The sequence below is a fragment of the Streptomyces sp. NPDC008238 genome, assembly GCF_042956445.1.
Lineage (GTDB): Bacteria > Actinomycetota > Actinomycetes > Streptomycetales > Streptomycetaceae > Actinacidiphila.
This window is the reverse complement of sequence record NZ_JBIBGK010000043.1, coordinates 1-26,655: the sequence shown is the minus strand read 5'-3', so window position 1 is coordinate 26,655 and position 26,655 is coordinate 1. Positions and strand designations below refer to the sequence as shown.

The window sequence follows — 26,655 nt, the reverse complement described above, 5'->3', positions numbered from 1 at the left end:
ATGACCACCCCGAACGAAAAAGTCGTTGAAGCGCTGCGGGCATCCCTGAAGGAGACCGAGCGGCTGCGCCGCCGGAACCGGGAGCTGACCGACGCCTCGCGCGAGCCGATCGCCATCGTCGCCATGGGCTGCCGCTTCCCCGGCGGCGTCCGCTCGCCCGAGGACCTGTGGAAGCTCGTCGACAGCGGCGGCGACGGCATCACCGGTTTCCCCGTCGACCGGGGCTGGGACATCGAGTCGCTGTACGACCCGGACCCCGACCACGAGGGCACCACTTACGCCCGCCACGGCGGCTTCCTCCACGACGCGGGCGACTTCGACCCCGCCTTCTTCGGGATCTCGCCGCGCGAGGCGCTCGCCATGGACCCGCAGCAGCGCCTGCTGCTGGAGACCACCTGGGAGACGTTCGAGCGGGCCGGCATCGACCCGGCCACCCTGCGCGGCAGCCGCGCCGGCGTCTTCGTCGGCGCCTCCGCCAACGCGTACGGCGCCGGCGCCGGGGACCTCCCCGACGGCGTGGAGGGACACCTCCTCACCGGTACCGCCTCCAGCGTCGTCTCCGGCCGCCTCGCCTACGTCTTCGGCCTCGAAGGCCCTGCCGCCACCATCGACACGGCGTGCTCGTCCTCCTCCGTCGCCCTGCACATGGCCGTCCAGGCGCTGCGCCAGGGCGAATGCTCCCTTGCCCTGGCCGCGGGCGTCACCGTGCTCGCCGGGCCCGACGTCTTCGTCGAGTTCAGTCGCCAGCGCGGACTGTCCCCCGACGGGCGCTGCAGGTCCTTCGCGGAAGCGGCCGACGGCACCGGATGGTCCGAGGGCGTCGGCGTGCTCCTCGTCGAGCGCCTGTCCGACGCGGTCCGCAACGGCCACCCCGTGCTCGCGGTGGTGCGGGGTTCGGCCGTCAACCAGGACGGCGCCAGCAACGGCCTGACGGCGCCCAACGGCCCGTCCCAGCAGCGCGTCATCCGCCAGGCCCTCGAGAACGCCCGCCTGACCCCCGCCGACATCGACGCCGTCGAGGCGCACGGCACCGGCACGACGCTCGGCGACCCCATCGAGGCGCAGGCCCTCCTCGCCACCTACGGCCAGGAGCGGCCCGAGGACCGGCCGCTGCTCCTGGGCTCCCTCAAGTCCAACATCGGCCACACCCAGAACGCCGCGGGTGTCGCGGGCATCATCAAGATGGTCATGGCGATGCGGCACGGCGTATTGCCCCGCACCCTCCACGTCGACCAGCCGACCTCGCACGTCGACTGGTCGTCCGGCGCTGTGTCCCTGCTCACCGACGCCGTGGACTGGCCGGAGACCGGCCGTCCGCGCCGCGTCGGCGTCTCGGCCTTCGGCGTCAGCGGCACCAACGTGCACACGATCATCGAGCAGGCCCCGGAGCCCGAGGAGCCGGACGCCCCGGCCACCGCCGCCTTCGGGGGCGCGGTGCCGGTGCTGCTCTCGGCGAAGGGACGGGACGCGCTGCGCGAGCAGGCCCGCCGCCTCCACGCGTACGTCGAGGAGAACTCCGGGGCGCGCGCGGTGGACGTCGCGCACTCCCTGGCCACGACCCGCGCCGCCTTCGAGGACCGCGCCGTCGTCGTCGCCGAGGACCGCGCGGGCCTGCTGTCCGGCCTCGCCGCCCTGTCCGAGGGCGAAGCGGCACCGGGCGTGGTGACCGGCTCGCCCGTCGCCGGCAAGGTGGCGTTCCTGTTCACGGGGCAGGGGAGCCAGCGGCTGGGGATGGGGCGTGAGTTGTACGACGCCTATCCGGTGTTCGCGGAGGCGCTGGACGCGGTACGTGAACGGCTTGGGCTGGACGTGCTGTTCGGGGACGACGCGGAGGCGTTGGACCGTACGGAGTTCGCGCAGCCGGCGTTGTTCGCGGTGGAGGTGGCGCTGTTCCGGCTGCTGGAGAGCTGGGGCGTGAAGCCCGACTTCCTGTCCGGGCATTCGGTGGGTGAGATCGCCGCCGCGCATGTGGCGGGGGTGCTGTCCCTGGAGGACGCGTGCACTCTCGTCGAGGCCCGTGGTCGTTTGATGCAGGCGCTGCCGACCGGTGGCGTGATGATCGCGGTGCAGGCTTCGGAGGACGAGGTCCTGCCGCTCCTGACCGACCGCGTGAGCATCGCAGCCGTCAACGGGCCTTCGTCGGTTGTCATCGCCGGCGACGAGGATGCCGCGGTCGCGATCGTGGATTCCCTCGGGGACCGCAAGTCGAAGCGCCTGACGGTCAGCCACGCGTTCCACTCGCCGCACATGGACGGGATGCTCGACGCGTTCCGCGAGGTGGTGTCCGGGCTGTCGTTCGAAGCCCCCCGCATCCCTGTGGTCTCGAACCTGACCGGTGCCGTTGTCACGGACGAGATGTCCTCGCCCGAATTCTGGGTGCGGCACGTCCGCGATGCCGTGCGCTTCCTCGACGGCGTCCGCGCGCTGGAGGCCGCGGGCGTCACGACGTACGTCGAACTCGGCCCGGACGGCGTGCTGTCGGCGATGGCGCAGGAGTGCGTGACCGGCGAGGGCGCCGCCTTCGTGCCCGTCCTGCGCAAGGACCGTCCCGAGGCCGAGACCGTCACCTCCGCGCTCGCCCACGCCCACGTCCGCGGGGTGCCGGTGGACTGGGCCGGGTACTTCGCCGGGACCGGCGCCCGGCGCGTCGACCTGCCCACCTACGCCTTCCAGCGGCAGCGCTACTGGATCGAGTCGGGCCGCGGCGCCGGGGACCTGCGCGCCGTCGGCCTCGAGGCCGTGGGCCACCCGCTGCTGGGCGCCACCGTGGCGCTCGCCGATTCCGACGGCTTCCTCTTCACCGGCCGCCTCTCGCTCGACACGCACCCGTGGCTGGCGGATCACGCCGTCATGGGCTCCGTGCTCCTGCCCGGCACGGCCTTCGTCGAGCTGGCCGTACGCGCCGGCGACCAGGTCGGCTGTGACGTACTGGAGGAACTCACCCTCCAGGCACCCCTCGTGCTGCCCGAGCGGGGCGGCGTGCAGGTGCAGATCCACGTGTCCGCGCCGGACGCGGACGGCACCGGCCGGCGCACCTTCACGCTCTCCTCCCGCGCCGAGGACGGCGCGGCCGACGAATCGTGGGTGCGGCACGCCGACGGCGTCCTCGCCCAGGGCGCGGCACGCCCGGACTTCGCATTCGCCCAGTGGCCTCCGGCGGGCGCCGAGGCCGTTCCGACGGAGAACCTGTACGCGGAGCTCTCCGCGCTCGGCATGGCCTACGGCCCCGTCTTCCGCGGGCTGACGGCTGCGTGGCGGGACGGGCAGAGCGTCTACGTCGACGTCGCGCTGCCCGAGGGGCACGCGACGGCCGCCCGGGACTTCGGCCTGCACCCCGCCCTGCTCGACGCCGGCCTGCACGCGCTCGCCCTCGGTGGGCTGGGCGGCAACGACGGCGAAGGACGCCTCCCGTTCTCGTGGACGGGCGTGACCCTGCACGCCGCGGGAGCCGAGGCCGTGCGCGTCCGGCTCGCACCGGCGGGGACGGACGGCGTACGGCTGGAGATCGCCGACACCTCCGGCGCGCCTGTGGCCACCGTGGACGCCCTCGTGCTGCGCGCCGTCTCGGCCGAGCAGGTGCGGGCCGCCCGTACCGCCCACCACGAGTCGGTGTTCCGCGCCGAGTGGACCCCGCTGCCGGGCACCCACGACACCGCCTCCACGCCCCGGCGTTGGGCCGTCGTGGGCGGGGCGGCAGCCGTCGCCTCGCTGCCCGGGGTGCTGCCCGGCGAGGTCGGCGTGCACGCGGACCTCGCCTCGCTCGCCGCGGCCGTCGAAGCCGGGGCGCCCGTGCCGGACGCCGTGGTCGTCGGATACGGCCCGGCGGAGGAACTGTCCGCCCAGGCCGTGCACGCCGCCGCCCATGACGCGATCGCGCTCGCCCAGGCGTGGTGCGCGGACGAGGCCTTCGCGGGCGAGGCCTTCGCCGGCTGCCGTCTGGTCGTCGTCACCCGGGGCGCGGTCGCCACGGGCGACGGCACCGGGAGCGCCGACCCCGTGCACGCCGCAGTCGTCGGCCTGCTGCGCTCCGCGCAGTCCGAGTACCCCGACCGGCTGCTGCTCGTCGACACCGACGGACACGAGGACTCCGTCCGCGCCCTGCCGTACGCCCTCGACGCGGCCCTCGCGGCGGACGAGCCCCAACTCGCCATGCGCAGCGGCTCCGTTCACGCCCTGCGGCTGGCTCGCGTTGCCCGGCTGGATGACGACGCCGCCGTCACCGTCTACGCACCCGACAGGACCGTGCTCATCACCGGCGCGGGCGGCATGCTCGGCGGCCTGGTCGCCCGCCGCCTCGTCACCGAGCACGGCGTACGCCACCTGCTGCTCGTGGGACGCCGGGGCGGTACCACCCCGGAGGCCGAGCGGCTGCGGGACGAACTGACCGCGCTGGGTGCCACCGTCACTTGGGCGGCGTGCGATGTCGCCGACCGCGAAGCGCTCGCGGACGTCCTGCGCGGCATCCCCGGCGCAAACCCGCTGGGCGCGGTCGTCCACACCGCGGGCGTGCTCGACGACGGCGTCATCACCTCCCTCACCCCGGAGCGGCTCTCCGCCGTCCTGCGCCCCAAGGCCGACGCCGCGCTCAACCTGCACGACCTCACCCGGGACCTCGACCTCTCGGCCTTCGTCCTCTTCTCCTCCATCGGCGGCGTCTTCGGCGGCCCCGGCCAGGGCAACTACGCGGCCGCCAACGTCTTCCTCGACGCCCTCGCCCACCACCGGCGCGCCCAGGGACTCCCCGCCACCTCCATGGCCTGGGCCCTGTGGGCCGGCGGCGCGGACGACGCGACCGGCGGCGCGGGCATGGCGGGCACCCTGGACGAGGCCGACATCAGCCGCATGCGGCGCGCCGGCCTGCCCCCGCTGACCATCGCGGAAGGCCTCGAACTCTTCGACCTCGCGCACCGCGTCGACGAGGCGACGCCCGTCCTCATGCACGCCGACCTGGCCGCCCTGCGCAACCAGGCCGGGTCCGGCGCCCTGTCGCCGCTCCTGCGCGGCCTCGTCCGGGTGCCGGCCCGCCGGGCAGCCGCCACCACCGGCGCCGCGGCAGAGGACGGCCTGCGGCAGCGGCTGGCCGGGCTCGCCCCGGCCGAACGCGACCGCGCCCTGCTCGACCTCGTCCGCAAGCAGGTCGCCACCGCCCTCGGCTACCCCGGACCGGCCTCCGTCGAGCCCGGACGCTCGTTCAAGGAGCTCGGCTTCGACTCCCTGACGGCGGTCGAGCTGCGCAACCTGCTCGGCGCCGCCACCGGCCGGCGCCTGCCCGCGACCCTCGTCTTCGACTACCCGACGGCCACCGCGCTCGCCGGCTACCTGCGCGAAGAACTCGTCGGCGACTTGACGGACGGCGCCTCCATCACCACCCACCGGGCCGGCGACCCGACGCCGGCCGGCTCCCGCGCGGGAGCGACCGGATCGGGCGCGGACGACGATCCCATCGCCATCGTCGCGATGAGCTGCCGCTTCCCCGGCGGCGTCACGTCCCCCGAGGACCTGTGGGAGCTCCTGGCCGCCGGGCGCGACGGCATCACCGGCTTCCCCGCCGACCGCGGCTGGGACCTCGACCACCTCTACAGCGACGACCCCGACAGCGAGGGCACCAGCTACGCCCGCGAAGGCGGCTTCCTCCACGACGCCGCCGAGTTCGACGCCGACTTCTTCGGCGTCTCGCCGCGCGAGGCGCTGTCCATGGACCCGCAGCAGCGGCTCCTGCTGGAGACCACCTGGGAGACGTTCGAGCGCGCCGGGATCGACCCCACCACGCTGCGCGGCAGCCGTACCGGCGTCTTCGTCGGCTCCAACGCCCAGGACTACCTGCACCTGTGGCTCAACGACGCCGACGGCCTGGAAGGCCACCTCGGGACCGGCAACGCGGCCAGCGTCGTCTCCGGCCGCATCTCCTACACCTTCGGCCTCGAGGGCCCGGCCGTCACCATCGACACGGCGTGCTCGTCGTCCCTGGTCACGCTGCACCTGGCGGCGCAGGCACTGCGCCGCGGCGACTGCTCGATGGCACTGGCCGGCGCCGTGACCATCATGTCCACCCCGGGCGCGTTCACCGAGTTCAGCCGCCAGCGCGGCCTGGCCGCCGACGGCCGCATCAAGGCGTTCGACGCCTCGGCCGACGGGACCAGCTGGTCCGAGGGCGTCGCCCTGCTGCTGGTCGAGCGCCTGTCGGACGCGCGCGCCAACGGGCACCCGGTGCTCGCGGTGATGCGCGGCTCGGCCGTCAACCAGGATGGCGCGAGCAACGGCCTCACCGCGCCGAACGGCCCGTCCCAGCAGCGCGTCATCCGGGAAGCCTTCGCCGACGCCGGCCTTTCGGCGACGGACGTCGACGCGGTGGAGGCGCACGGCACGGGCACGACCCTGGGCGACCCGATCGAGGCGCAGGCGCTGCTGGCGACGTACGGCCAGGGCCGACCCGAGGGCAGGCCGGTGTGGCTCGGCTCCGTGAAGTCGAACATCGGCCACACCCAGGCCGTCGCCGGAGCCGCCGGCGTCATCAAGATGGTCATGGCGATGCGGCACGGCATGCTGCCGCGGACGCTGTACGTGAACGAGCCGACGCCGTACGTCGACTGGACGGCGGGCGACATCGCCCTGCTGACCGAGGCCGTCGACTGGCCGGAGACCGGCCGCCCGCGCCGCGCCGGCATCTCGTCGTTCGGCTACAGCGGCACCAACGCCCACGCGATCATCGAGCAGGCGCCCGATGTCGTCGTGCCCGCCCAGCAGGAACCGGCCCGCGACCTGCCCGTCGTGCCCTGGCTCGTCTCCGGCCGGACCTCGGAGGCCCTGCGCGCCCAAGCCGAGCGCCTGCACCCGACGGCCGCCGGCATCGCGGACACGGGCGAACTCGACTTCGCCTACTCCCTCGCCACCAGCCGCGCCGCCCTGGAACACCGCGCCGTCGTTGTCGCCGGGGACCCGGCCGCCCGACTCGACGCCCTCGCCGCCCTGGCCCGCGGCGACCACGCACCGGGCCTGGTGCAGGGCGCCGTGACGACCGGCGCGCTCGCCTTCCTGTTCACGGGGCAGGGGAGCCAGCGGCTGGAGATGGGTATTGAGTTGTACGGCGCCTATCCGGTGTTCGCGCGGGTGTTGGACGCGGTGCGTGAGCGGCTTGGGCTGGATGTGCTGTTCGGGGACGATGCGGAGGCGTTGGATCGGACGGAGTTCGCGCAGCCGGCGTTGTTCGCGGTGGAAGTTGCCTTGTTCAGGCTGCTGGAGAGCTGGGGTGTGCGGCCGGACTTCGTGTCGGGGCATTCGGTGGGTGAGATCGCGGCTGCGCATGTGGCTGGCGTGTTGTCGCTTGAGGACGCGTGCACGCTGGTCGAGGCCCGTGGGCGGTTGATGCAGGCGCTGCCGGGCGGTGGCGTGATGATCGCGGTGCAGGCGTCGGAGGACGAGGTTCTGCCGCTGCTGAACGAGCGGGTGAGCATCGCGGCGGTCAATGGGCCGCAGGCTGTGGTGATTGCGGGTGACGAGGATGCCGCGGTCGCGATCGTGGATTCCCTCGGGGACCGGAAGTCGAAGCGCCTGACGGTCAGTCACGCGTTCCACTCCCCGCACATGGACGGGATGCTGGACGCGTTCCGCGAGGTGGTCTCCGGGCTGTCGTTCGAGGCGCCGGGTATCCCGGTCGTCTCGAATCTCACTGGTGAGGTCGTCACCGATGAGATGGCGTCGGCAGAGTTCTGGGTGCGGCACGTCCGTGAGGCTGTCCGCTTCCTGGATGGTGTGCGTGCGCTGGAGGCCGCGGGCGTCACGACGTTTGTGGAGCTGGGTCCGGATGGCGTGCTGTCGGCGATGGCGCAGGAGTGCGTGACGGGCGAGGGCGCGGTCTTCGTTCCGGTGCTGCGCAAGGACCGTCCGGAGGCCGAGACGGCCGTCACGGCTCTAGCGCAGGCGTACGCGCGGGGCGTGGAGGTGGACTGGGCCGGATTCTTCGCCGGCTCGGGTGCGCGGCGGGTGGACCTGCCGACGTATGCCTTCCAGCGGCGGAGGTTCTGGCCGGAGACCGTTCTCTGGGCGGCCCCGCAGGCCACGGCGCCGGATCAGGCGAGCGCGGTGGACGCCAGGTTCTGGGACGCGGTGGAACGCGAGGACCTGGTCTCCCTGGCAGCCGAGTTGGACGTCTCCGGCGATGCGTCGCTGGGTGAGGTGCTTCCGGCGTTGTCGGCGTGGCGTCGGCAGGGCCGGGAGCGGTCGGAGGTGGACGGCTGGCGGTACCGCGTGGTGTGGAAGCCGCTGGCCGAGGCTTCCGCCGCCCGTCTGTCCGGGGCGTGGCTGGTGGCCGTCCCGGTCGGGAGCGACGTTGCCGGGCCGGTGGTGGATGCGCTGGCGGGGCGTGGTGCCGACGTACGCCGGGTCGAGGTCGAGCCGGGCATGGACCGTGTGGCGTTGGCGGGTCTGGTCGCCGGTGAGTACGCGGGTGTGGTCTCGCTGCTGGGGCTGGTCGACACGACGGGTCTGATCCAGGCTCTGGGCGATGCCGGGGTGGATGCACCGCTGTGGTGCCTGACGCGAGGCGCCGTTTCCGTTGGCCGTTCCGACCGGCTGCTGTCGCCGGTGCAGGCGCAGGTCTGGGGTCTGGGCCGGGTGGCTGTGCTGGAGGTGCCGGAGCGTTGGGGCGGTCTGATCGACCTGCCGGAGGTGCTGGACGAGCGTGCGCTGTCCCGTCTGGTGGGTGTGCTGGCCGGTTCTGGTGAGGACCAGGTGGCGGTTCGGTCGTCCGGGGCGTTCGGGCGGCGGCTGGTTCGGGCCGTGCTGCCGGCGGGCGCGGGGTCGTGGATCCCGTCGGGCACGGTGCTGGTGACCGGTGGCACGGGTGCCCTGGGTGGCCGGGTCGCGCGGTGGCTGGCGGAGGCTGGTGCTGAGCGGCTGGTGCTGACCAGTCGCCGTGGGATGGATGCCCCTGGTGCTGCCGAGCTGGTGGCGGAGCTGGGTGTCGAGGTCTCCGTCGTCGCGTGCGATGCCTCCGACCGTGACGCGCTGCGGGCGCTGCTCGCCGAGCACGCTGATTCGCTGACCGCTGTCGTCCACACGGCGGGCGTCCTGGACGACGGCGTTCTCGACTCCCTCACGCCGGACCGTCTCGAGACCGTCCTGCGGGCCAAGGCGACCTCCGCCCTCAACCTGCACGAGCTGACGATCGAACTCGGTGTGGAGCTTGACGCCTTCGTCCTGTTCTCGTCGATGAGCGGCACGATCGGCGCCGCCGGGCAGGGCAATTACGCGGCCGCGAATGCCTTCCTGGACGCTCTTGCTGAGCAGCGTCGAGCGGATGGTCTGGCGGCGACGTCGATCGCGTGGGGTCCGTGGGCCGAGGGTGGCATGGCGGCCGACGAGGCGATGGCCGCCCGGATGCGCCGTGGTGGGGTTCCGCCGATGCGGGCAGAGCTCGCCATGGTGGCGATGCACCAGGCCGCCGGATCTGCGGAGGCGGCCCTCCTGATCGCCGACTTCGACTGGGAGCGTTTCGCTCCGGGTTTCACGTCCGCGCGTCCCAGCAGGCTGCTCGTAGAACTCCAAGAGGCGGCCACCGTTGCGCACAAGGAGAACGCGAACGATGCCTCCGATTCGGCTGGTTCGTCGTTCGCTGTGCGGTTGCGGGGGATGGCTGAGAGCGACCGTGCGCCGTTCGTGCTGGAATTGGTGCGTCGGCTGGTTGCCGAGGTTCTGGGGCATGGGGGTGTGGGGGATGTCGAGGCGGGTCGGGCGTTCAAGGAGCTGGGCTTTGACTCGCTGACGGCGGTCGAGCTGCGGAACCGGTTGGGTGCGGCGACGGAGCTGCGGTTGCCGGCGACGTTGGTTTATGACTATCCGACGTCTGCGGCGCTTGCGGATTATCTGCGGGGTGAGGTGCTGGGGACGGTCCGTGTTGCGGATGCGGATCTGCCGGCGGTGATCGTTGCGGATGATGATCCGATCGCGATCGTGGCGATGAGTTGCCGGTTCCCGGGTGGTGTGCGGTCTCCTGAGGATCTGTGGCAGCTGTTGGCGTCGGGGACGGATGCTGTTTCGGGGTTGCCGTTGGACCGTGGTTGGGATGTCGCGGGGTTGTATGACGCTGATCCTGGTGCGCAGGGGACGTCGTATGCGCGTGAGGGTGGCTTCGTTTATGACGCGGCTGACTTCGATGCGGACTTCTTCGGGATCTCGCCGCGTGAGGCGTTGGCGATGGATCCGCAGCAGCGGTTGCTGTTGGAGACGTCGTGGGAGGCGTTCGAGCGGGCCGGCATTGATCCTGTGACGTTGCAGGGCAGTCAGACGGGTGTGTTCGTCGGCACGAACGGCCAGGACTACCTGTCGGTGTTGCTGGAGGATTCCGAGGGCCTGGAAGGCCACCTCGGGACCGGCAACGCGGCGAGCGTGGTCTCGGGTCGCATCTCCTACACCTTCGGCCTCGAGGGCCCGGCGGTGACGGTCGACACGGCGTGTTCTGCCTCGCTGGTGGCGTTGCACTGGGCGGTGCAGGCCCTGCGTAATGGTGAATGCTCGCTGGCGCTGGCCGGTGGTGTGACGGTGATGTCGACGCCCGGCACCTTTGTGGAGTTCAGTCGTCAGCGCGGTTTGGCGGAGGACGGCCGGGTCAAGGCGTTCGCTGCTGCTGCCGATGGCACCGGGTGGGGTGAGGGTGTCGGTCTGTTGCTGGTCGAGCGGCTGTCCGACGCGCGGCGCAACGGCCACCCGGTGCTGGCTTTGGTGCGGGGTTCGGCGATCAACCAGGACGGCGCGAGCAACGGCCTGACCGCCCCGAACGGCCCGTCGCAGCAGCGGGTGATCCGCCAGGCCCTGGCCAGTGCCGGCCTGTCGGCGACCGATGTGGACGCGGTGGAGGCGCACGGCACGGGCACGCGGCTGGGTGACCCGATCGAGGCCCAGGCGCTGCTGGCCACCTACGGCCAGGATCGGCCGGAGGACCGGCCGCTGCTCCTGGGCTCGATCAAGTCGAACATCGGGCACACGCAGGCCGCGGCCGGTGTCGCGGGTGTGATGAAGATGGTGCTCGCGATGCAGCACGGAGTGCTGCCGCAGACCCTGCACATCGATGAGCCGACCCCGCACGTCGACTGGACGGCCGGAGACATCGCGCTGCTCACCGAGCAGCAGGAGTGGCCGGAGACCGGGCGGCCCCGTCGGGCGGGCATCTCGTCGTTCGGGTTCAGCGGCACCAACGCCCACACCGTCATCGAACAGGCACCGGAGGCCGCCGAGCTCGATGACTCGGAACTGCCCGTCGACGAAATGCCGTTCCTGCCGCTGGCACTGTCTGCGAAGACCGACATCGCCCTGCGTGAGCAGGCGGCGAATCTCCGGGACCGGCTCGTTGCGGCTCCGGAGGTACGGCTGTCCGATGTGGGGCGGATGCTGACGACGGGTCGCGCGGCACTCGAACGTCGTGTGGTGGTGACGGCACAGAGCCGTGAGGATGTGCTGGCCGCGCTCGAGGCGCTGGCCGACGGGGCCCCGGCGCCTGGTGTGGTGGCCGGATCTCCGGTGGCGGGCAAGCTCGCCTTCCTGTTCACGGGCCAGGGCAGCCAGCGGTTGGGGATGGGGCGTGAGCTGTACGGCGCGTACCCGGCCTTCGCGGACGCCTTGGACGTGGTCTGTGCGCACGTGGATGTTCACCTTGATGTGCCGCTGAGGGATGTGCTGTTCGGGGACGACGCCGCGGTTCTGGACCGGACTGAGTTCACCCAGCCGGCGCTGTTCGCCGTCGAGGTCGCGCTGTTCCGGCTCATCGAGTCGTGGGGCGTGAAGCCCGACTTCCTGGCCGGTCACTCCATCGGTGAGATCGCCGCTGCCCATGTGGCTGGCGTGCTGTCGCTGGAGGATGCCTGCGCGCTGGTCGCCGCTCGTGGGCGGTTGATGCAGGCGCTGCCGGGTGGCGGTGTGATGATCGCGTTGCAGGCGGCGGAGGACGAGGTCCTGCCGCTGCTGAACGACCGCGTGAGCATTGCCGCGGTCAACGGGCCGGAGTCGGTGGTCATCGCCGGTGACGAGGACGCGGCGGTTGCGGTCGTCGCGCGCTTCGAGGGACGGAAGTCGAAGAGGCTGCAGGTCAGTCACGCGTTCCACTCGCCGCACATGGACGGGATGCTGGACGCCTTCCGGGAGGTCGTGGCAGGGCTTTCGTTCGAGGCCCCGCGCATCCCCGTGGTCTCCAACCTGACGGGCGCCGTGGTCACCGACGAGATGGCCTCGCCCGACTTCTGGGTGCGGCACGTCCGTGAGGCTGTCCGCTTCCTGGACGGTGTCCGTGCGCTGGAGGCGGCCGGGGTCAGCACGTTCTTGGAGCTGGGCCCGGACGGTGTGCTGTCGGCGATGGCTCAGGCGTGCGTGACGGGCGAGGGCGCGGTCTTCGTTCCGGCGCTGCGCAAGGGCCGCCCAGAGGCGGAGACGGCCGTCACGGCTCTGGCGCAGGTGCACGTGCGAGGCGTCGAGGTCGACTGGCGGAAGTTCTTCGCCGGGACCGGTACGCGGCGGGTGGACCTGCCGACGTATGCCTTCCAGCGGAAGCGCTACTGGCCGGAGGCGGCACTGCCGGGCAATGCTCCGGCCGGTGGGGTCGTGGACACCGTGGACGCCCGTTTCTGGGACGCCGTCGAGCGCGAGGACCTCACGTCACTGGTCACCACCCTCGGTGCCGATGACGACACTGCTTGGGCGAGCGTCCTGCCTGGTCTGTCGGCGTGGCGTCGACAGGGCCGGGAGCGGTCGGAGGTGGACGGCTGGCGGTACCGGGTGGTGTGGAGGCCGCTGGCCGAGGCTTCCGGCGCGCGTCTGTCCGGGACGTGGCTGGTGGTCGTGCCGACCGGGGACGACTCGCTGGTGGCGGACGCACTGGCGGATCGAGGCGCGGAGGTGCGCCGGGTCGAGGTCGAACCGGGCATGGATCGTGCGGCGCTGACGGGTCTGGTTGCCGGTGAGTACGCGGGTGTCGTGTCCCTGCTCGGGCTTGTGGAGTCGGTCTCGCTGCTGCAGGCGCTGGGCGATGCCCAGGTGGATGCCTCGTTGTGGTGTCTGACGCGGGGTGCTGTGTCGGTCGGCCGGTCGGACCGATTGACCTCGCCGGTGCAAGCGCAGGTGTGGGGTCTGGGGCGGGTCGCCGCGCTGGAGGTGCCGGAGCGTTGGGGCGGTCTGATCGACTTGCCCGAGGTGCTGGACGAGCGTGCGCTGTCGCGCGTGGTCGGTGTGCTGGCCGGCTCCGGTGAGGACCAGGTGGCTGTGCGTTCGTCCGGGGTGTTCGGGCGACGGCTGGTCCGCGCTGCGCTGCCGGAGGGCACGGCGTCGTGGACTCCGACGGGCACGGTGCTGGTGACGGGTGGCACGGGCGCGCTGGGTGGCCGGGTTGCGAGGTGGTTGGCCGAGGCTGGTGCCGAGCGGTTGGTGCTGACCAGCCGGCGGGGCATGGACGCGCCGGATGCCGCGGAACTCGTTGCCGAGCTGGGCGTTGACGTCTCCGTTGTGGCGTGTGATGCCTCCGACCGTGGCGCGCTGCGGGCGCTGCTCGCCGCGCACGCCGATTCCCTGACCGCCGTCGTCCACACGGCGGGCATCCTGGACGACGGCGTGCTGGAATCCCTGACGCCGGAGCGCATCGACGGTGTTCTGCGGGCGAAGGCCACGTCGGCGCTCAACCTGCACGAGCTGACGATCGAGCTGGGCATCACCCTCGACGCCTTCGTCCTCTTCTCTTCTGCCGCCGGTGTATGGGGAGCGGCGGGTCAGGGCAATTACGCCGCGGCGAACGCCTACCTGGACGCTCTTGCCGAGCAGCGTCGTGCGGATGGTCTGGCGGCGACGTCGATCGCATGGGGTCCGTGGGCCGAGGGTGGCATGGCGGCCGACGAGGCGATGGCCGCCCGGATGCGCCGAGGTGGTGTATCGCCGATGAACGCGGCCACGGCGGTGACCGCCCTGCACCGCGCGGTGGGTGCCAAGGACACCGTCGTCGCCGTCGCGGACATGGACTGGGAGCGCTTCGCTCCCGGCTTCACGTCCGCGCGTCCCAGCAGGCTCCTCGCCGAGCTGCCGGAGGCGATGGCGGTCGCCCGTACTGAAGAGGACACGGATGAGTCCTCTCAGGCAGACGGTTCGTCGTTCGCTGTGCGGTTGCGGGGGATGGCTGAGGGCGACCGTGCGCCGTTTGTCCTGGAGTTGGTGCGTCGGCTGGTTGCCGAGGTTCTGGGGCATGGGGGTGTGGGGGATGTCGAGGCGGGTCGGGCGTTCAAGGAGCTGGGCTTTGACTCGCTGACGGCGGTCGAGCTGCGGAACCGGTTGGGTGCGGCGACGGAGCTGCGGTTGCCGGCGACGTTGGTTTATGACTATCCGACGTCTGCGGCGCTTGCGGATTATCTGCGGGGTGAGGTGCTGGGGACGGTCCGTGTTGCGGATGCGGATCTGCCGGCGGTGATCGTTGCGGATGATGATCCGATCGCGATCGTGGCGATGAGTTGCCGGTTCCCGGGTGGTGTGCGGTCTCCTGAGGATCTGTGGGAGTTGCTGGCGTCGGGGACGGATGCTGTTTCAGGGTTGCCGTTGGACCGTGGCTGGGATGTCGCGGGGTTGTATGACGCTGATCCTGGTGCGCAGGGGACGTCGTATGCGCGTGAGGGTGGCTTCGTTTATGACGCGGCTGACTTCGATGCGGACTTCTTCGGGATCTCGCCGCGTGAGGCGTTGGCGATGGATCCGCAGCAGCGGTTGCTGTTGGAGACGTCGTGGGAGGCGTTCGAGCGGGCCGGCATTGATCCTGTGACGTTGCAGGGCAGTCAGACGGGTGTGTTCGTCGGTACGAACGGCCAGGACTACCTGTCGGTGTTGCTGGAGGATTCCGAGGGCCTGGAAGGGCACTTGGGCACGGGCAACGCGGCGAGTGTGGTGTCGGGTCGGCTGTCGTACGTGTTCGGGCTGGAAGGCCCGGCGGTGACGGTCGACACGGCGTGTTCGGCGTCGTTGGTGGCGTTGCACTGGGCGGTGCAGGCGCTGCGCAATGGTGAGTGTTCGCTGGCGTTGGCCGGTGGTGTGACGGTGATGTCGACGCCGGGCACGTTTGTGGAGTTCAGTCGTCAGCGTGGTCTGGCGGAGGACGGCCGAGTCAAGGCCTTCGCTGCTGCTGCTGATGGCACCGGGTGGGGTGAGGGCGTTGGTCTGCTGCTGGTCGAGCGGCTGTCGGACGCCCGCCGCAACGGCCACCCGGTGCTGGCTTTGGTGCGGGGTTCGGCGATCAACCAGGACGGTGCGAGCAACGGCCTGACGGCGCCGAACGGCCCGTCGCAGCAGCGGGTGATCCGCCAGGCCCTGGCTAGTGCCGGCCTGTCGGCCACTGACGTGGACGCGGTGGAGGCGCACGGCACGGGCACGCGGCTGGGTGACCCGATCGAGGCCCAGGCGCTGCTGGCCACCTACGGCCAGGATCGGCCGGAGGACCGGCCGCTGCTCCTGGGCTCGATCAAGTCGAACATCGGGCACACGCAGGCCGCGGCCGGTGTCGCGGGTGTGATGAAGATGGTGCTGGCGATGCAGCACGGAGTGCTGCCGCAGACCCTGCACGTCGATGAGCCGACCCCGCACGTCGACTGGACGGCGGGTGACATCGCGCTGCTCACCGAGCAGCAGGAGTGGCCGGAGACCGGGCGGCCCCGTCGGGCGGGCATCTCGTCGTTCGGGTTCAGCGGCACCAACGCCCACACCGTCATCGAACAGGCACCGCTGAACGACGACGTGGAGCAGGTCGCTCCGCAGGACGAGGAGAAGCGCTACCTCCCCCTGGCGCTCTCGGCGAAGAGCGACAGCGCCCTGCGTGAGCAGGCCGGGAATCTTCGTGCGCGGTTGGCCGCGGCTCCGGAGCTGCGGCTGTCCGATGTGGGGCAGACGCTGACGACGGGCCGCTCGGCTCTCGAACGGCGTGTGGTGGTGACGGCCCAGGGCCGTGAGGATGTACTGGCGGCGCTTGAGGCGCTGGCCGAGGGAAGCCCCGCTCCCGGCACGGTGACCGGATCCCCGGTGGCAGGCAAACTCGCGTTCCTGTTCACGGGCCAGGGCAGCCAGGGCCTGGAGATGGGCAGGGAGCTCTACGACACCTACCCGGCATTCGCCGAAGCCCTGGATGCGGTCAGCGCACACCTCGACACCCAGCTCGAACGGCCCCTGCAGACCGTTCTGTTCGGGGACGACGCGGAGGCGCTGGACCGGACGGAGTTCACGCAGCCGGCGCTGTTCGCCGTCGAGGTCGCGCTGTTCCGGCTCATCGATTCGTGGGGCGTGAAGCCCGACTTCGTGTCCGGCCACTCCATTGGCGAGATCGCCGCTGCGCATGTGGCAGGGGTGCTGTCGCTGGAAGACGCGTGCACGCTGGTAGCGGCGCGCGGTCGGTTGATGCAGGCGTTGCCGGGTGGCGGTGTGATGATCGCGGTGCAGGCGTCGGAGGACGAGGTCCTGCCGCTGCTGAACGAGCGCGTGAGCATAGCTGCGGTCAACGGTCCGCAGGCGGTGGTGATCGCGGGTGACGAGGACGCGGCAACGGCGATCGTGGAGTCCTTCCCGGACCGCAAGTCGAAGCGCCTGACGGTCAGCCACGCCTTCCACTCGCCGCACATGGACGGCATGCTGGACGCGTTCCGCGAGGTGGTGGCGGGGCTGTCCTTCGAGGCCCCCCGCATCCCCGTGGTCTCCAACCTGACCGGCGCCCTGGTCGCTGATGAGATAGCCTCGGCGGACTTCTGGGTGCGGCACGTCCGTGAGGCCGTCCGCTTCCTGGACGGCGTTCGCGCCCTGGAGGCCGAAGGCGTCACGACCTACCTGGAGCTCGGTCCGGACGGCGTCCTGTCCGCGATGGCGCAGGAGTGCCTGACGGGCGAGGCCGCGGCCTTCGCCCCGGTCCTGCGCAAGGGCCGCCCCGAGGCGGAGACCGCCGTCACGGCGCTCGCGCAGGCGTACGTGCGAGGCGTGGAGGTGGACTGGACCGGATTCTTCGCCGGGACCGGCGGACGACTTGTCGATCTGCCGACATACGCCTTCCAGCGCAGGCGGTACTGGCCGGAGGCGGCACTGACCGTCAACGCTCAAGCCGGCGGGACCGTGGACACCATCGACTCCCGGTTCTGGGACGCCGTCGAGCGCGAGGATCTGGCCTCGCTGCTGGCGGAGTTGGACGTCGCGGGCGATGCGTCGCTGGTCGAGGTGCTTCCGGCGCTGTCGGCGTGGCGCAGGCAGGGTCGGGAGCGGTCGGAGGTGGACGGCTGGCGCTACAGGGCAGACTGGAAGCCGCTGACCGAGGCCCCCGGCGCGCGCCTTTCCGGGTCGTGGCTGGTGGTCGTGCCGACCGGGGGTGCGGATGGTGCAGCGGTCGTAGGCGCCCTGGCTGGGCGTGGTGCGGAGGTGCGCCGGGTCGAGGTCGAGCCGGGCACGGATCGCGGGACGCTGGCGGGTCTGGTCGCCGGCGAGTACGCCGGTGTGGTCTCGCTGCTGGGGCTCGTCGACACGGTGAGCCTGATCCAGGCCCTCGGCGATGCCCGAGTGGATGCCCGGTTGTGGTGCCTGACGCGAGGCGCCGTTTCGGTCGGCCGGTCGGACAGATTGACCGCGCCGGAGCAGGCTCAGCTGTGGGGCCTGGGTCGGGTCGCCGCCCTGGAGGTGCCGGAGCGCTGGGGTGGTCTGATCGACCTGCCCGAGGTGATGGACGAGCGGGCGCTCTCGCGCGTGGTCGGTGTGCTGACCGGCTCCGGTGAGGACCAGGTGGCCGTGCGCTCCTCCGGGGTGTTCGGGCGAAGGCTGGTCCGCGCTGCGCTGCCGGAGGGCACGGCGTCGTGGGCGCCGTCGGGCACGGTGCTCGTGACCGGTGGCACGGGCGCGCTCGGTGGTCATATCGCCCGGTGGCTGGCGGGTGTGGGTGCCGAGCGGCTGCTGCTGACCAGCCGGCGCGGTATGGACGCACCCGGTGCCGTGGAACTCGCTGCCGAGCTGGGCGTCGACGTTTCCGTCGTCGCGTGTGATGCCTCCGACCGTGATGCGCTGCGGGCACTGCTCGCCGAGCACGCCGGCTCGCTGACCGCAGTCGTCCACACCGCCGGTGTCCTGGACGACGGAGTCCTCGATTCGCTCACCCCGGACCGTCTCGAGACCGTCCTGCGGGCCAAGGCCACATCCGCCCGCAACTTGCACGAGCTGACGACCGAACTCGGCATCACCCTCGACGCCTTCGTCCTCTTCTCCTCGACGAGCGGCACGATCGGCGCCGCCGGCCAGGGCAACTACGCGGCCGCGAACGCCTACCTCGACGCCCTCGCCGAGCAGCGCCACGCCGACGGCCTGGCCGCGACGTCGATCGCCTGGGGTCCGTGGGCCCAGGGCGGCATGGCCGCCGACGAGGCGATGGCCGCCCGGATGCACCGCGGCGGCATTCCTCCCATGGACGCCGCTCGTGCCATCTCGGCCCTGCGGCGTGCGCTGGAGGCAGGGGACGCCGCCGTCGCCATCGCGGACATCGACTGGGAGCGTTTCGCCCCCGGCTTCACCTCCGTCCGGGGCAGCATGCTCCTCGCCGATCTGCCCGAGGCCCAGCGAGCCCTCGCCCCGCGTACCGGCGAGGCCGGGGACGCCCGGGGCGACGGGAACGTGGCACACGGTGCCGACTCGCTCGCGGAACGGCTCGGGAAGCTGAACGAGCCGGAGCGGGAGCGGGCGCTGCTCGACCTCGTGCGCGGGGAGGTGGCGGCGGTCCTCGGACATGCCGGAACGGAGACCGTCGGCGCCGAGCGGGCGTTCAAGGAGCTCGGCTTCGACTCGCTGACCGCCGTCGAGCTGCGCAACCACCTGGGTGCGGCGACCGGGATGCGGCTGCCGGCCACCCTGGTCTACGACTACCCGACGTCGGCGGCCCTCGCCGACTACCTGCGCGGGGAGCTGTTCGGCACGCAGCCCGTGGTGCCGGGCACGGTCGTCGCCTCCGCACCGGTCGACGACGACCCCATCGCGATCGTGGCGATGAGCTGCCGCTTCCCCGGCGACGTCCGTACCCCGGAGGACCTCTGGCACCTGCTGGCGACCGGAACGGACGCGGTCGGGGAGTTCCCGGCGGACCGCGGCTGGGACGCGGAAGCGCTGTTCGGCTCGCAGGCGGCCGGCGAGGAGGTGCCGCCGTACGCCCAGGAGGGCGGATTCCTCTACGACGTGGCGGACTTCGATCCCGGCTTCTTCGGGATCTCCCCGCGCGAGGCCGTCGCCATGGACCCGCAGCAGCGGCTCCTGCTGGAGACGTCGTGGGAGGCGTTCGAGCGGGCCGGCATCGACCCGGCCTCGCTGCGCGGCAGCCAGGCGGGCGTCTTCGTCGGCACGAACGGTCAGGACTACCTCTCCCTCGTGCTCAACTCCGCAGATCGTGACGGGGGTTTCCTCGGCACCGGCAACTCCGCGAGCGTGGTGTCGGGCCGTATCTCGTACGTCTTCGGCCTGGAGGGGCCGGCCGTGACGGTCGACACGGCGTGCTCCGCGTCCCTGGTGGCGCTGCACCTCGCGGCGCAGGCGCTGCGCAACGGCGAGTGCTCGCTCGCCCTGGCCGGCGGCGTGACGGTGATGTCGACGCCGGGCGCCTTCATGGAGTTCAGCCGCCAGCGCGGTCTGGCGGCGGACGGCCGGGTCAAGGCGTTCGCCGCTGCCGCGGACGGTACGGGCTGGGCCGAGGGCGTCGGCATGCTGCTGGTCGAGCGCCTCTCGGACGCCCGCCGCAACGGCCATCCGGTCCTCGCTCTCGTCCGGGGCTCGGCGGTGAACCAGGACGGCGCGAGCAACGGTCTGACGGCGCCGAACGGCCCGTCGCAGCAGCGCGTGATCCGGCAGGCCCTGGCCAGTGCCGGACTGTCGGCCACCGATGTGGACGTGGTCGAGGCGCACGGCACGGGCACCCGTCTGGGTGACCCGATCGAGGCCCAGGCACTACTGGCCACCTACGGTCAGGGCCGCTCGGCGGAGCAGCCGCTGCTGCTCGGCTCGATCAAGTCCAACATGGGCCACACGCAGGCCGCGGCCGGTGTCGCGGGTGTGATGAAGATGGTGCTGGCGATGCAGCACGGCGTGCTGCCGCAGACGCTGCACGTGGACGAGCCGACCCCGCACGTCGACTGGTCGGCCGGAGAGATCGCCCTGCTGACCGAGCAGCGGGAGTGGCCGGACACCGGTCGCCCCCGCCGCGCCGGCATCTCGTCCTTCGGCGTGAGCGGCACGAACGCGCACACCATCGTGGAGCAGGCCCCGCCCGCCCCGCAGGCCGCTGACGCGGAGCCCGACTGGACGGACGAGGAGGGCGCCGCGACGCCGTCGGTGTGGGTGCTGTCCGGCAGGACCGAGGCCGCCCTGCGCGACCAGGCGGAACGACTGCGCGACCATCTGGCCGCCCACGGGGAGTCGCGTCCCATCGACGTTGCCTTCGCTCTGGCGACCGGACGCGCGGCGCTGGACCACCGCGCCGCGATCGTCGCCGATCACCGCGAGGCTTTCGCGGAGGGACTTGCCGCGCTGGTGGCGGGGGACTCCACCGCGCAGGCGGTCCGCGGCGTGGCGGACACGGAACAGCGGGTGGCGTTCCTGTTCACGGGGCAGGGCAGCCAGCGCCTCGGGATGGGACGCGAGCTGTACGACACGTACCCCGCGTTCGCCGAGTCACTGGACGCGGTGTGTGCGCACCTGGACCGGCATCTCGAAGTGCCGCTCAAGGACGTGCTGTTCGGGGACGACGCCGATGTCCTCAACCGCACGGAGTTCACCCAGCCGGCGCTGTTCGCGGTCGAGGTGGCGCTGTTCCGCCTGGTCGAGTCGTGGGGTGTGCGACCGGACTACCTGTCCGGCCACTCCATCGGTGAGATCGCCGCCGCGCATGTGGCCGGGGTGCTGTCCCTGGACGACGCGTGCGCGCTGGTCGCGGCGCGTGGCCGGTTGATGCAGGCACTGCCGGGCAGCGGTGTGATGATCGCCCTCGAAGCGGCCGAGGACGAGGTCCTGCCGCTGCTCAACGACCGGGTGAGCATCGCCGCCGTCAACGGGCCGCGGTCGGTGGTCATCGCGGGAGATGAGGACGCCGCGGTCGGCATTGCGGCGTCGTTCGGGGACCGCAAGTCGAAGCGCCTGACCGTCAGCCATGCCTTCCACTCCCCGCACATGGACGCCATGCTCGCGGACTTCCGGAAGGTCGCCGAGGGTCTGTCCTACCGGGCCCCGCGCATCCCGCTGGTCTCCAACCTCACCGGCGCCCTGGTGACCGACGAGGTGACCTCTCCCGACTTCTGGGTGCGGCACGTCCGTGAGGCCGTGCGCTTCCTGGACGGCGTCCGCGCCCTGGAGGCCGCGGGCGTCACCACGTACCTCGAACTCGGCCCCGACGGAGTTCTCTCCGCCATGGCCCAGGACTGCGTGACCGGAGAGGCTGCGACCTTCCTCCCCGTCCTGCGCAAGGGCCAACCCGAGGCCGAGACGGCCGTGACCGCCCTCGCCCACGCCCACACCCGGGGCGTCACCGTCGACTGGGCCCGGTTCTTCGCCGGGACCGGCGCCCGGCGCGTCGACCTGCCCACTTACGCGTTCCAGCGCGAGCGCTACTGGGCGGAGTACCTGCCCGAGTACGAGGACGTGGCATCGGTCGGCATCGGCGCGGCCGGACACCCGCTGCTCGGGGCCGCGGTCGAGCTGCCCGGCTCGGACGGCTTCGTCCTCACCGGGCGGCTGTCCACCCGGACGCACCCCTGGCTCGCCGACCACGTGGTGGCCGACACGGTCGTCCTCCCCGGCGCGGCCTTCGTCGAGCTGGCCCTGCGCGCCGGCGACGAGGCCGGGTGCGCCGGAGTGGAGGAGCTGACGCTGGAAGCGCCGCTGGTCCTCCCCGACAAGGGCGCCGTGCAGCTGCGCGTCACCGTGGGCGGCGCGGACGAACGGGGGCGGCGTCCCGTGCAGGTGCACAGCCGGATCGACGCGGCGACCGGGACGGGCGCAGGCGCGGACGGGGCGTGGACCCGGCACGCCGACGGTCTCCTCTCCGGTGTCACGGACCTGCCGACGACCGTCACCACGGACCAGGAAGGGGCGGCGCAGTGGCCGCCCGCCGGTGCGGAGCAGGTCTCCTTGGACGACGTCCGTGAGCGGCTGTCGGGCGCCGAGCTCTACCACGGTCCCGCCTTCCGGTCCCTGACCCGGGCCTGGGTGCGGGGCGGGGAGGTCTTCGCCGAGGCCAGGCTGCCGCAGGAGCAGCAGGCGTCGGCCGGGCGGTACGCGCTGCACCCGGCGCTGCTCGACGCCGTCTCGCAGGCGCTGGCGGCCGGCCCCGCCGGCACGGGGCGGACGTCCGTGGCGTGGCGCGGCGTGCACCTGCACGCCGTCGGCGCCGACGCCCTGCGGCTGCACGTCGCACCGGCCGGTGAGGACACCGTCTCGGTCGTCGTGGCCGACCTGAACGGCGCGCCCATCGCCACGGTCGACGCGCTGGTGACGGAGCGGCCCGACCCCGCCCGGTTCACGCAGGCCCCGGTGGGTGTCCGCGAGTCGCTGTTCCGGCTCGACTGGACCCCGGTGCCGACGACCGGTTCGCCGACCGCGGGCGCCGTCCCCTACGCGGTGGTCGGGGACTTCGCCGGCGTGCTGGAGCAGGCCGGCGTCGGTACGGAGACGTACGCCGACCTCGCGGCGCTCGACGCGGCCGTCGCGGCGGGCGGGACGATGCCCGGCACGGTGCTCGTGCCGCTGACCGGGACGACCGGCGCGCAGACCGGCATCGACACGGCCGACGGCGTCGCACGCCTCACGGGCGAGGTGCGCGAGACAGCGCACCGGGCGCTGGAACTGGTACAGGACTGGCTGGGCAACGGCAGGTTCGCCGGGGCGCGGCTCGTCGTCGTGACCCGGGGCGCGGTGGCGGCGGACGCCGACGAGGCCGTGGATCTGGCGCAGGCGCCGGTGTGGGGCCTGGTGCGTACGGCGCAGACGGAGAACCCGGACCGCTTCGTGCTTGTCGACGTCGACGGGACCGACGCCTCGTGCCGGGCGCTGTCGGCCGCCCTCGCGTCCACGGAGCCCGAACTCGCCGTACGCGGGGGAGCGGTGTTCGCCTCCCGCCTGGCCTGGACCGAGGCGACGGGCACAGACAGCGCCGTTCGCCCCTTCGACCCCGACGGCACCGTCCTGATCACCGGCGCCGGCGGCGGCCTGGCCGGGCTCGTCGCCCGGCATGTCGTGGAGGCGCACGGGGCACGGCGGCTGCTGCTGGTGAGCCGGCGCGGCGCGGCGGCGGACCACGCCGCCGAGCTCACCGCACGGCTGACGGCGTCGGGCGCGGAGGTGACGTGGGCGGCGTGCGACGTGGCCGACCGTGACGCGCTCGCCGCGGTCCTGGCGGGCGTACCCGCCGAGCATCCGCTGACGGCGGTCGTGCACACCGCGGGCGTCCTGGACGACGGGATCGTGGACCTGCTCACCCCGGAGCGGATGGACCGGGTGCTGCGACCCAAGGCCGAGGCCGCCCTCCACCTGCACGAGCTGACCCGGGACCTCGACCTGTCGGCGTTCGTCCTCTTCTCGGCCGCCGCGGGCACGCTCGGCGGCGCCGGGCAGGCCAACTACGCCGCGGCGAACGTCTTCCTCGACGCCCTCGCCCGGCACCGCGGCCGCAGCGGTCTGCCCGCGCTGTCCCTGGCCTGGGGCATGTGGGCCGAGGAACGCGGCATGGCGGGCCGGCTCACCGAGGCGGAGCGGCGCAGGGTCGCCCGCGGCGGCATCGTGCCGCTGTCTGCGGAGGAGGGCCTGGCGCTCTTCGACGCGGCCCTCACGGCGGGCGCGCCCGTGCTCGTACCGGTCGGCATCGACCTGCCGACGCTACGGGCGAGAGCCGCGGACGGCGCGCTCCTGCCGATGTTCCGGGGCCTGGTGCGCACCCCCGCGCGCAGGACGGTACAGGGTACGGGGAGCGCGGCGGCCACGGCCGTGGACGGTGGTGCGGACGAGCTCACGCTGACCGAGCGCCTCACCGGGCTCCCGGCGGCGGAGCGGGAGCGGACCGTCCTGGACCTGGTGCGTACCCAGGTGGCCGCCGTCCTCGGGTACCGGTCGGCCGATCTCGTCGGTGACGGGCAGGCGTTCAAGGAGCTCGGCTTCGACTCGCTCACGGCGGTGGAGCTGCGCAACCGGCTGAGTGCCGCCAGCGGCCTGCGACTGCCGGCCACCCTGGTCTACGACTACCCCAACCCGGCGGCCCTCGCCGGACACCTCCTGGCGGAGATGGCCCCGGAGCCGGCCGAGCGCGGGCTGTCGGTGCTCGAGGAGATCGGCCGGCTGGAGAGCACCTTCTCCTCGCTGACCCCGGAGGAACTGTCCGAGGCGGCGGCGGACGACGCCGCGCACGCGCGCGTGGCGGTGCGTCTGCAAGCACTGCTGGCGCAGTGGAACGAGGCCCGCGGGACGGCCGGCGAGTCCGGGGCCGACGAGATCGAAGAGGCCAGCGACGACGAGCTGTTCGCGCTCATCGACAAGAAGTTCGGCAAGGCCTGACCCGACACGTCGCGGACGCACCGCCGCCCTCTGGCGGTGCGTCCGCGACGACCCCCGAACCCTCGACCCCCGAACCGAGACATCCCGAGATCCCGAGCACGTGCGAGAAGACTCCACGGTCTCGACCACGCGAATAGGTGAAGCGCCAGTGGCGAACGAAGCGAAGCTCCGCGAGTACCTCAAGAAGGTCACGACCGATCTCGACGAGGCGTATGGACGCCTGCGGGACATCGAGAGCCAGGCTCACGAGCCGATCGCCGTCACGGCGATGAGCTGCCGCTTCCCGGGCGGTGTACGTTCCCCCGAGGACCTGTGGGACCTGCTCGCCGCCGGCGGCGACGCGCTCACCGCGTTCCCCGCGGACCGGGGCTGGGAACTCGACGGACTCTTCTCCGACGACCCCGACGAACCCGGCACGTCGATCACCCGCGAGGGCGGTTTCCTCGCCGACGCCCCCTCCTTCGACGCCGGGTTCTTCGGGATCTCGCCGCGTGAGGCGCTGGCCATGGACCCGCAGCAGCGGCTGCTGCTGGAGACGTCGTGGGAGGCGTTCGAGCGGGCGGGCATCGACCCGGGCACCCTGCGCGGCAGCCAGGCCGGCGTGTACGTCGGGGTCAACGGATCCGACTACCTGACCCCGCTGCTGGAGGCGGCCGAGGACTACGCCGGTCACCTGGGCACCGGAAACGCCGCCAGCGTGATGTCCGGCCGCATCTCGTACACCCTCGGCCTCGAAGGGCCGGCGGTCACCGTTGACACCGCCTGCTCGGCCTCGCTGGTGGCGCTGCACCTGGCGGTGCAGGCGCTGCGGGCGGGGGAGTGCTCGCTGGCGCTGGCCGGCGGCGTCCACGTGATGTCGACGCCGGGCCTGTTCATCGAGTTCTCCCGTCAGCGCGGCCTAGCGCCGGACGGACGCTGCAAGGCGTTCTCGTCCGACGCCGACGGCTTCGGCCCGGCGGAGGGCGTGGGTCTCCTCCTGCTGGAGCGGCTGTCGGACGCGCGGCGCAACGGCCGCCCGGTGCTCGCGGTGGTGCGGGGTTCGGCCATCAACCAGGACGGCGCGAGCAACGGCCTGACGGCGCCGAACGGTCCCTCGCAGCAGCGGGTGATCCGCGCGGCCCTCGCCAACGCGCGCCTTTCGGCGGGCGACGTGGACGTGGTGGAGGCGCACGGCACGGGCACGGCGCTGGGCGACCCGATCGAGGCCCAGGCGCTGCTGGCCACCTACGGCCAGGACCGGCCCGCGGAGCGGCCCTTGCTCCTGGGTTCCGTGAAGTCGAACATCGGTCACACGCAGGCCGCGGCCGGTGTGGCGGGCGTGATGAAGATGGTGCTGGCGATGCGGCACGGTGTGGTGCCGAAGTCGTTGCACGTGGATGAGCCGTCGCCGCATGTGGATTGGGCTTCGGGTGCGGTGTCGTTGGCGTCGGACGCGGTGGTGTGGCCGGAGTCGGGGCGTGCGCGGCGGGCGGGTGTGTCGTCGTTCGGGTTCAGTGGGACGAACGCGCACGTGATCGTTGAGCAGGCGCCGGAGCCCGAGGCCGAGGACGAAGGCGCCTCGCCCTCCGGTGGTCCTGCGGTGGTGCCGTGGGTGCTGTCGGGCAAGAGCGCGGCGGCGTTGCGGGGGCAGGCCGAGAGGATGTCGGACTGGCTTGCGGGTGGGGCTGGTTCGGCGGCTTCGGTGGCTGATGTGGGGTGGTCGTTGGCGTCGTCGCGGGCGGCGTTGGAGCACCGTGCGGTGGTGCTGGGTGATCACGTGGCGGGGTTGTCGGCGGTGGCGCAGGGTGTGCCGGCGGCGGGTGTGGTGTCCGGGCGTGTCGTCGGTGGCAAGACGGTTTTCGTGTTCCCGGGGCAGGGTTCGCAGTGGGTCGGTATGGCCGTGGAACTGCTGGATTCCTCGCCGGTGTTCGCGGCCCGGGTCGAGGAGTGCGCTCAGGCGCTGGAGCCGTTGACCGGCTGGTCGCTGATCGATGTGCTGCGTGGTGTGGAGGGTGCTCCGTCGCTGGAGCGTGTGGACGTGGTCCAGCCTGCGCTGTTCGCGGTGATGGTGTCGCTGGCGGAGGTGTGGAAGGTCGCGGGGGTGCGTCCGGCGGCGGTGATCGGGCATTCGCAGGG

At 72.5% G+C, this 26,655-nt stretch carries 2 protein-coding genes; both read left to right on the top strand.

Going from position 1 to position 26,655, the window contains the following annotated elements; genetic code table 11:
• Window positions 1–24,540 (top strand): type I polyketide synthase, encoded by a 24,540-nt coding sequence (locus ACFZAU_RS39595; protein ID WP_500556234.1) that lies wholly within the window; start codon window positions 1–3, stop codon window positions 24,538–24,540.
• A gap of 148 nt (window positions 24,541–24,688) precedes the next feature.
• Window positions 24,689–26,655 (top strand): type I polyketide synthase (locus ACFZAU_RS39590; RefSeq protein WP_500556237.1); only part of this gene is annotated, 1,967 nt, incomplete at its 3' end.

What these genes read in the sequence shown, in the direction of transcription:
- ACFZAU_RS39595 (WP_500556234.1), top strand. Translation starts at nt 1, where the DNA reads ATGACCACCCCGAACGAAAAAGTCGTTGAAGCGCTGCGGGCATCCCTG.